Genomic DNA, 234 nt, shown 5'->3' with positions numbered 1-234 from the left:
TAATGATCAAATCGTTATTAGACGTAGTTCTTGTAGGGTAAATGATCAAGTAACAAAGATCAAAGGCTTACTTACACTAGGCAAAGATGAAGAGTATTTAAATCTTAATGTTGAGGACGATAAAGTAGATTTAGAGGCGATAACAGACGTCGGAGTTTCTGGTATTGTAGGTGGGCGTCCACATATTCGTGGTACGACATTACCTCCTCGTGTAGATGCAACGATTGCAAGTGA

At 38.9% G+C, this 234-nt stretch carries 1 protein-coding gene; it reads left to right on the top strand.

Annotation, left to right across the window (positions count from 1 at the left end; translation table 11 throughout):
* Positions 1-234: hypothetical protein (locus NE668_RS10050; RefSeq protein ID WP_256196882.1), on the top strand; the 234-nt coding region annotated here is incomplete at both ends.

The sequence above is a fragment of the Veillonella parvula genome, assembly GCF_024461875.1.
GTDB classification, from domain to species: Bacteria; Bacillota; Negativicutes; order Veillonellales; family Veillonellaceae; genus Veillonella; species Veillonella parvula_I.
The sequence above is the reverse complement of the archived record's forward strand: the minus strand, read 5'-3'. Positions and strand labels throughout refer to the sequence as shown.